Here is a 7162-nt window from a genome sequence, read left to right as displayed (position 1 = left end):
CCTTATGGACGCGGAGGCCGCCAGTGCACCGCTCCAGTGAGACCATCGGTGCGATCGCCACAGCCCTCGCCAAGGCCCAGGGCGAGCTCAGCAACCCCGAGAAATCGCTTACGGCCACCCTCCGTTCGCCCTTTCCGAGGGAGGGGGACGTGACCTTCCGCTACGCCTCGCTCGCCAGCGGCCTCGATATCGTCCGCAAGAGCCTGGGCCAGCACGAGATCGCGACAATCCAGACAACCAGGATCGATCAGGCCAGCGGGCAGATCTGCCTCACGACCCTTCTGGCACACGCTTCCGGGGAGTGGATTTCCTCCGATTGGCCGGTCTGCGCGACCAGCGAAACCGCAGCGCCGCACCGCATGGGAGCTGCCCTGACCTATGCCCGCCGCTATGCGCTGTTCACGCTGGTAGGCATCGCCGGCGAGGACGATCTGGATGCACCGGACCCGGAAACAACCCCGAAAGCCGTTGCGGATCAGCCAAACGGGTCGGGTGCAAGGGCCCTGAACGGGCACGCTCACACTCCCGGCGTGTCGGACGGCCGCCGCCGGGTCCCGATCACGCGTATAGCGGCCCCCGTCCTGCCTGCTGATCAGTCCGCGCTGCAGCGGGATCGCCTGCTGGCCGAACTGGGCGGCCTGCAATCGAGCGATCAGGCAGCCAGCTGGGCCAAGCGGAGTCTACCAGCCAAGAACACGCTGACGGTCGCGGACGCCCACCTTCTCGAAGACGGCTTCCGGATCAAGCTGGCGGCCTTGGGCGATGAGCCAATCCCGCAGCTTCCGGAGGCTGCGCAAGATCAGGAAGCGGCCCAAGGAACCCGACCATCGCTGGATACCCCCAAACCTGTGGCTCTTTCAAAAGAACCCGGCACCCGATGTGGCCGGGTCGCGGCCAAAACCATCCGCCTGCGCGACAAGGACCACCGCAAATTCGTGTCCGCCCAGCCCTGCCTGGTGTGCGGCCGCTCGCCCGCGGAAGCCCATCATCTGCGGTTTGCCCAGCCCCGCGCGCTCAGCCGCAAGGTCAGCGATGAGTTCACCGTCCCGCTGTGCCGGGTCCACCACCGCGAGTTGCACCGGCATGGTGCAGAGATCGCATGGTGGCAGAGCATCAAGATTGATCCGTTGCCGGTCGCGCATCGGCTGTGGCAGCACGCGCGACGCGATGGAACGACCGTAGCCGTCGAGGACGTCACCGAGCGCGAGCCTCCAACAGCAACAAATGGGACCGGAACGGGCTCGCCTGCCCCGACATCCGATCCCACCGGGAAACCACGTCCAGACGGCCGGACCGTCCCATGACCTCATTTCGACAAATCGAAGCCAATCGGCGCAACGCAGTCAAAAGCACCGGGCCAACTACCGAGGAGGGCAAACATCGGTCGCGCCAAAATGCCGTCCGGCACGGGCTGTGTGCCGAAACCGTGGTCGAAATTGTCGAGGACATCGATGACTACCGCGGATTCGAAGCTGCCATCATTGCCGATTACGACGCGCGAACGGCAGTCGAGCGGGAACTCGTGCTTCGCCTGGCATCGCTGTTATGGCGACTGCGGCGGGCGACGGCCATCGAGACCGACCTGCTAAGGATTCAGGCCGAGATCATTCGGGAGCGCAGGTCGGCTGGCCGACCGGACCGGTCGCCAAACCCGCCACCCGGTCTTGGAAGCACCGCCTATCCCGTTCTGGCTGCGACCAATGACGCCGACGGCGACGACTCCCCTTGGCCAACCGACCGGGATCCCTGCTGCCACGCCCCTACCTGGACGCCCCAGCCCCTCGGCTCCCAACGCCAGCTGACCCTCAGCTTCCAGCGACTCGCCAACCTCGACAGTGCGATCTTCGAGCGGCTCGGACGATACGAAGCAGCCCTCGCCCGCCAAACCCTGAGAACGATTTTCCTGCTGAGGTCGGCGCGCGGCCGGTGATCAAGCGTCATCAAACTGCTCGGTTCAGCGAGAGGCGTCGGCGAAAGCGGCGGCGACACGAAGGACGCCCAACCATGGTTGCGCAAATCAGGCCGCTACGTCGATACGGGCCATCGATCGGCCTTTGGACGGACTAACGACGATCCGAACATGCTGACCGAGTATCGTCAGTGCCAGCATCAGGCGCTCAAGCGAGATACCACGGAGCTTATAGTTTCTGATCGCCGAAATTTTGGGCTGCGGCATGCCTAGTATCTTCGAGGCGCGGGCTTGAGTCAGGCCCTGTGCTTCGAGCAGGGCATTCAACTTCATCGCAAGCATCGCCTTAACCGACAGCTCCTCTGCATCGTCGAAGCCAAGGTCGACCAGAACATTGTCGGTCCCGCGAGTTCGCAGTTTCCGTGTCATCATCATTCCCCTTCGTATCGATAGCTCCCTAGAACGGCCTTCAATCGCGTCTCGACCAGTTCGACATCCGCTCGTGGCGTCTTGATCCCTGACTTAGACTTCTTCTGGAACGCATGCAGCACATGTACCCTTCCAGCAATCCGGACCAGATAAACCGCTCGATAGGTATCGCCCCGATGGTCCCCGACTAATTCAAAGACGCCCGGCCCGAGCCCCTTCCAGGGTTTTGCAGATGGTGGCGTCCCGCCAAGCTGCACCACGAAGAGGGCGACACCCATATCCTTCTGAACGGCCTCCGGGAACTGCTTAAAGTCCCTCTTCGCGGAGCCCTCCCAGAATAGAGGCCGACGCCCCATCTTGCCCTCGGTCATTTTGATCCCACGAGCATTGCTGCGGAAAGCGCCTGCCAACGAAGGCAATAGCAGATTATATTCATTTAGGTATAAACTTCAATACCCTCAAGCCACTCGCGAGGGGTCGCATTTGGAGAATCGCGCCGCTATTAACTGAGCCAGTGGCGTTCTCATCAGCATCTGCTGCTCACCGCTGAGATGAAATTCCGGCGCTGCGTGGAGATCGGCGAGACCCCTCATTTGTTCGACATCGAGCCGCCGCGTTCTCAATGCCTCGTCTTATTACCGTTCAAAAATAGGTGCCTTGCCGCCTCATGCTTGTCCCAAAGTTCAAGCCATCGCTTTTCGTCAGCGCTATGCCATTCGTCTCGTAGAATACCCGGAAATGATCCATCCGCGTTGATAAGCTCATCAAGACGAATGAATTCCAGCATTTCACTGCGCGTCAGACCAACGAGCACGGGTTCACCGTCTGAATCCAGCTCAAAATTATCGTCGTGATCAAACATGACCCGCAATTGAGCGGTCTTGCACTACCGGTCAAGGAAATCTGCGATTTAACCTAACCGCTCAACCTTACCGATCCGCTTTGTGCTGCCGGGCGCAATTAGCCGACTTGCTGACCGAAGCCGATCGCGTGAAGCACGATCAAAACTCGCCGCCGAGGCTGGTAGGTGTCTCTGAAGAAGGCTGACGCGATCGTGCGCGAGAACGAGGTTATCAGCCTCAGCGCCGAGGAATGGGAACGTTTCCAAGCGCTGCTGTTGCATCCACCGAAGCCAAATAAAAAGCTGAAGCAGACGCTGGCCTGGTACCGCCAGGTCGCTCGTGACTGAATTTCGCGCGCCGAAAGTCGAACTGCTCGGCGCTCAGCACGACCGCAGCAGTTTTAGTTGCGTCACCCTGCGATTCGGCAACAAAAAACAGTTAGCACCCAGATTTACGAAACGAAGCCAATTCTCCATGCATCTACGATGAGATGCCCTTTTCGGCCGCGGAACGCTCACGCGCTGCAGAGGGCTCTGGAAAAAGCGGGAATTCAGTTCATCGCCAAAAACGGCGGCGGGCCGGGCGTTCGATTGCGAGAGTAGTCCACGCGAGCAGAGCGCGCCCTCATCGGCGCATAGCCGCACATGAAAAATGCTGCCGGTCGCTTCAACACCAACGCAAAGCGTCTTTGTGCTCGGTAGCGCCGAGATCGCTTGATGCCTTGTAGCCTATGGACTACATTGGACCGCCATGGCCGAGGTGCGTCAGACGGAGGAGTTTTCGGGCTGGCTACTCCGTCTCAGGGATGCCAATGCGGTCGGCCGCATTCGTCGCATGGAGATGGGAAATCCCGGCGATACCAGAAACGTCGGTCACGGCATCTTCGAAATGCGCATCGACTATGGGCCGGGCTACCGGATTTACTATGTGCATCGTGGAGCACAAATTGTGATCCTGTTGTGTGGCGGCGACAAGCGCACGCAACCGAAGGATATCAAACGGGCTCGGGAACTGGCGGAGACATGGTGATGCCCAAGGTGATGTCCAAGACAACGCTCAAGACAGCGCCTAAGACAACGCGATTTGATGCCGCCGACTATCTCGACACCGAAGAGCGTCAGATTGCCTATATTGCGGCGGCGCTCGAATCCGGTGACGCGGATTTCGTGCGCGACGCGCTTGGTCTCGTTGCACGCGCACGCGGTATGGGTGGCATTGCGAAGAAGGCCGGCTTGAACCGCGAAAGCCTGTACAAGGCGCTCGGGGAGACCGGCAATCCAGAATTTGGCACGGTCATGCGCATTGTTCGCGCCCTGGGTCTAACCCTTTCAGCGCACCCCGTGGCGAGCCGACAGATGTCAAAGCGGCGCCGGGTCGCGTAGCACGCGTCAACAGAGCGCGCCCTCATCGACGCTGCAGCATTATCTATTTTGAAGAGTGACTTATCATTGCGCAGGTACCTTGGGTCATCAAACTGGTAGCTCTGCACAGTGATTATGACTCTTTGGAAGTGGCGGGATAGCCGCGGCCCATTTTGGCGCGGGCTTTGTTTGTTGTGAACATCCATTTGATGCGTAAGCGGGCGGCACGTTTCGCCGCCAGCAGGCCGTCGATCAAAGGCAACGGATTTGGAATCCCCAGGAGCGCCCAAGCTTCCGCGACCGGCTCGTCGATAGGCAGTACGCGCCCCCCGAGTCGAAGCCAATCGGCGCAACGCGCTCAGACGCTCCGGCCCAAACACTAAAGCCGGCAAACATCGGTCGCGGAGACAGCGTCCGGTTCCTTGTCGATGACCAACGCGCGCTGCTCCATCAGGATGGCGTCGATAGGCACGTTGGCTGGTCGATCCATCCACGAATGCGCTCACCAAGCGAAGGTGGGCGGAGGAAAAGCGCGTCAACGGAACGACGATAGGTCACCCATTGCGATATCGAATTTCTTCCAGAAAGTCCGTTTGACTTCAGACTAAAATGTAGATACGAAATACTCCATGCAAATCGTATGGGACGAACCGAAGCGCCTCGCCAATCTTGATAAGCACGGGCTGGACTTCGCCGATCTCAACGAGACTTTTTTTGACAGCGCTCTGGTTTTGCCCTCCCACCACGAGCGCTGGCTCGGCATTGGCAAAAACATGCGTGGCGTGATCGTCGTGGTGTTCGTTGCCTTGGGTAAGGAGGCCGTCAGCGTCATCAGCATGCGCCCAGCCAGTAAGAACGAAAGGAAACTCTATGCCGAATATTAAAAAGAAGGGCTACAGCGCCCGCGATCTTCGGGATGTCAGCGATAACCCCGAATTGACCAAGGAAGATTTTGCCAAGGCGAGGCCATTCGCTGAAGCCCTTCCTGAGTTGGCGGCATCGATCCGAAAAGGCCGCGGTCCGAACAAAGCGCCGACCAAGAAACTTGTATCTCTCCGTTTGTCCGGTCAGGTGATCGACGCATACAAGGCGAAGGGACCAGGCTGGCAATCCAAGATTGATGCTGATCTACGAAAGATCAATAAGATTAGATGAAGCGCCACGCTCGACGATGATTTTCCGCCGATTGAAGATCTCCGGTCAAGCCAATTGACGCTCGGGCATCGGCGGAGCCGGATAGCGCCCTAACCTGGAATTCCAATAAGCCCATGAACGCGGGGTCGATGATCCCCGGCGGAGCATGGTCGAGAGCCTCGCGAAGATCGTCGTCGCCCAAGAATTTACGCAAGAAAGTCATGTCTTCATGCGTCGCGCGGCTTGCTCATCGCCGAACGATGGTCGGCCTCTCTCAACCCCCTTTGGCCCTTGCGCCCAAAGAGCCAACTTCAGCACAGACAACTAATTTTTTGACGGGTAAGGTGTAATCTCAGCAAACGGGGAAAGGTTGTTCAATGAACATGTCCGGGGAAAGTCTTCTGGTCATCCTGATAGTGGGTGTAGTTGCCGGCTGGTTAGCAGGCCAGCTTGTACGTGGGGCCGGTTTTGGGCTTATCGGTGATTTGATTATCGGAGTCATCGGCGCCTTCATTGGAAGCTGGTTGCTCCCAAAATTGGGCATCCATCTCGGCACCGGCATCGTCAGCGCGATCGTCAATGCCACGATCGGTGCCGTTGTATTATTACTTCTGGTAAGACTTGTGCGAGGCGGCACCAGCTGGGGTCGCCGATGGTAATCCAATCTCAGGTTTGAACGGCTCAACCTTTCGATCGTATTTCTTGACGCTTCGCTTTTGATTGCACTTTCGGAATTTCCGAGGGGGCGCGAGGTCATGTCCGAAATGTTTGAAGTGTTCATGCAGTCGGCGCAGGGCCGGCGCATGAGGTTGCACCGAGAATTGAATAGCTGTTGCGAATTTGCCAAGCGCGCCAAGCGCGATTGTCACCGGTTTGTCGAATGAAAAGTCTGCTCAGAATTGGCCAACCACTGGCGAAATCTTCTACACATTGCAAGAGACGTTAATCTTCAGAAAGTGCAACAATTCCTCACTTCGGTGCGTCGTCATGGGCATCCATCGCTGCTCGAATTTGCCGCGCCAGTCCACCTACCAGCGGCGGCCGCAGAGCCGTCACATGATCGCCTTCACACCAGTGGATCGTTGGAAGCGCTCCCGCCCAGCGACTCCACCCACCATCCCAGAGATAGTCGAACTCCCACCACCATAGCGGGTGTGCTCCAGAGGGCCGATGATCACGAAGCAATCGAAAAAGATCAATAGGAATCGGCTGGCCGACGTTTGGTTTATAATTTATCCCAAGTGCGAAATATTCCTTTGTCGTACGATCTTCAGCCCAATCCGGGAGCTCTGGCTCTGCGCGGGTTTGTCTTACGAAGTTTAAGTGCAAAAGCCGAAAAAACTGAGGAAGGCGTCTAAGCCTGGTGCGCCAGCTGGCGCGACCATACCAGATCCAATGTGGTAGCCACTGAAAGAAATGCCCGACTCTTTGGCGCAAAGTCATTCGCGGCAGTGGCGCTGCTGTGCCGATCAGCCCGACAAAGGGAG

12 protein-coding genes and 1 pseudogene are annotated in these 7162 nt (G+C 58.5%); 9 read left to right on the top strand and 4 right to left on the bottom strand.

The genetic code is table 11. The features are described 5' to 3' along the window. Both E7813_RS03625 and E7813_RS03620 read left to right on the top strand, forming a co-directional pair. Positions 1–1304, top strand: a 1304-nt coding sequence (locus tag E7813_RS03625; protein WP_363331149.1) for an ERF family protein, incomplete at its 5' end; no start/stop codon positions are given. Next, entirely contained in the window at positions 1301–1930 is a 630-nt protein-coding gene (locus tag E7813_RS03620) for a hypothetical protein (protein WP_291570972.1), read from the top strand. The genes E7813_RS03625 and E7813_RS03620, both read left to right, overlap by 4 nt. Before the next feature lie 87 nt (positions 1931–2017). Here the strand turns inward: E7813_RS03620 and E7813_RS03615 are convergent, their stop codons facing one another. Then, the gene (locus E7813_RS03615; protein WP_291570970.1) at positions 2018–2338 is read right to left on the bottom strand and encodes a helix-turn-helix transcriptional regulator; all 321 of its coding nucleotides are present in this window, start codon (positions 2336–2338) and stop codon (positions 2018–2020) included. A 2-nt stretch (positions 2339–2340) separates the two neighbouring features. Continuing rightward, the gene (locus E7813_RS03610) at positions 2341–2709 is read right to left on the bottom strand and encodes a type II toxin-antitoxin system RelE/ParE family toxin (RefSeq protein ID WP_291570968.1); all 369 of its coding nucleotides are present in this window, start codon (positions 2707–2709) and stop codon (positions 2341–2343) included. Positions 2710–2862: 153 nt separating this feature from the next. On the opposite strand from E7813_RS03610, the pseudogene E7813_RS03605 reads away from it, so the two are divergent. Next, positions 2863–2955 (top strand): annotated as a pseudogene (locus tag E7813_RS03605) (endonuclease); the annotation flags it as partial. Positions 2956–2957: 2 nt separating this feature from the next. Here E7813_RS03605 and E7813_RS03600 read toward each other — a convergent pair. Then, positions 2958–3200, bottom strand: coding sequence for a hypothetical protein (locus tag E7813_RS03600; protein ID WP_291570974.1), 243 nt, complete (start codon positions 3198–3200; stop codon positions 2958–2960). Between the two features lie 165 nt (positions 3201–3365). Here E7813_RS03600 and E7813_RS03595 point away from each other — a divergent pair, with 165 nt between their 5' ends. From E7813_RS03595 to E7813_RS03570, 6 genes are all read left to right on the top strand, one after another. Then, positions 3366–3527 carry a DUF1778 domain-containing protein gene (locus E7813_RS03595; RefSeq protein ID WP_291570965.1) on the top strand — a complete coding sequence of 54 codons (162 nt, stop codon included), beginning with the start codon at positions 3366–3368 and terminating at the stop codon, positions 3525–3527. A 403-nt stretch (positions 3528–3930) separates the two neighbouring features. Next, positions 3931–4209, top strand: coding sequence for a type II toxin-antitoxin system RelE/ParE family toxin (locus E7813_RS03590; protein ID WP_291570963.1), 279 nt, complete (start codon positions 3931–3933; stop codon positions 4207–4209). After that, a complete protein-coding gene (locus E7813_RS03585) occupies positions 4209–4562 on the top strand; it encodes an addiction module antidote protein (protein ID WP_291570961.1) in 354 nt (117 codons plus the stop codon). The genes E7813_RS03590 and E7813_RS03585 overlap by 1 nt, the downstream gene beginning before the upstream one ends. Before the next feature lie 608 nt (positions 4563–5170). Next, positions 5171–5425 carry a BrnT family toxin gene (locus E7813_RS03580; RefSeq protein ID WP_291570959.1) on the top strand — a complete coding sequence of 85 codons (255 nt, stop codon included), beginning with the start codon at positions 5171–5173 and terminating at the stop codon, positions 5423–5425. Further along, on the top strand, positions 5412–5696 hold the full coding sequence (locus E7813_RS03575; RefSeq protein ID WP_291570957.1) for a BrnA antitoxin family protein: 285 nt from the start codon (positions 5412–5414) through the stop codon (positions 5694–5696). The genes E7813_RS03580 and E7813_RS03575 overlap by 14 nt, the downstream gene beginning before the upstream one ends. Positions 5697–6052: 356 nt before the next feature. Beyond that, positions 6053–6334 carry a GlsB/YeaQ/YmgE family stress response membrane protein gene (locus E7813_RS03570; protein ID WP_291570954.1) on the top strand — a complete coding sequence of 94 codons (282 nt, stop codon included), beginning with the start codon at positions 6053–6055 and terminating at the stop codon, positions 6332–6334. A 310-nt stretch (positions 6335–6644) separates the two neighbouring features. Here E7813_RS03570 and E7813_RS03565 read toward each other — a convergent pair. After that, on the bottom strand, positions 6645–7162 hold a 518-nt coding region (locus E7813_RS03565), incomplete at its 5' end, for a hypothetical protein (protein ID WP_291570952.1).

The sequence above is a fragment of the Bradyrhizobium sp. genome, assembly GCF_004799405.1.
Taxonomy (GTDB): Bacteria; Pseudomonadota; Alphaproteobacteria; order Rhizobiales; family Xanthobacteraceae; genus Bradyrhizobium.
Note: the sequence above shows the minus strand (reverse complement) of the source record. Positions and strands in the feature narration are given on the sequence as shown.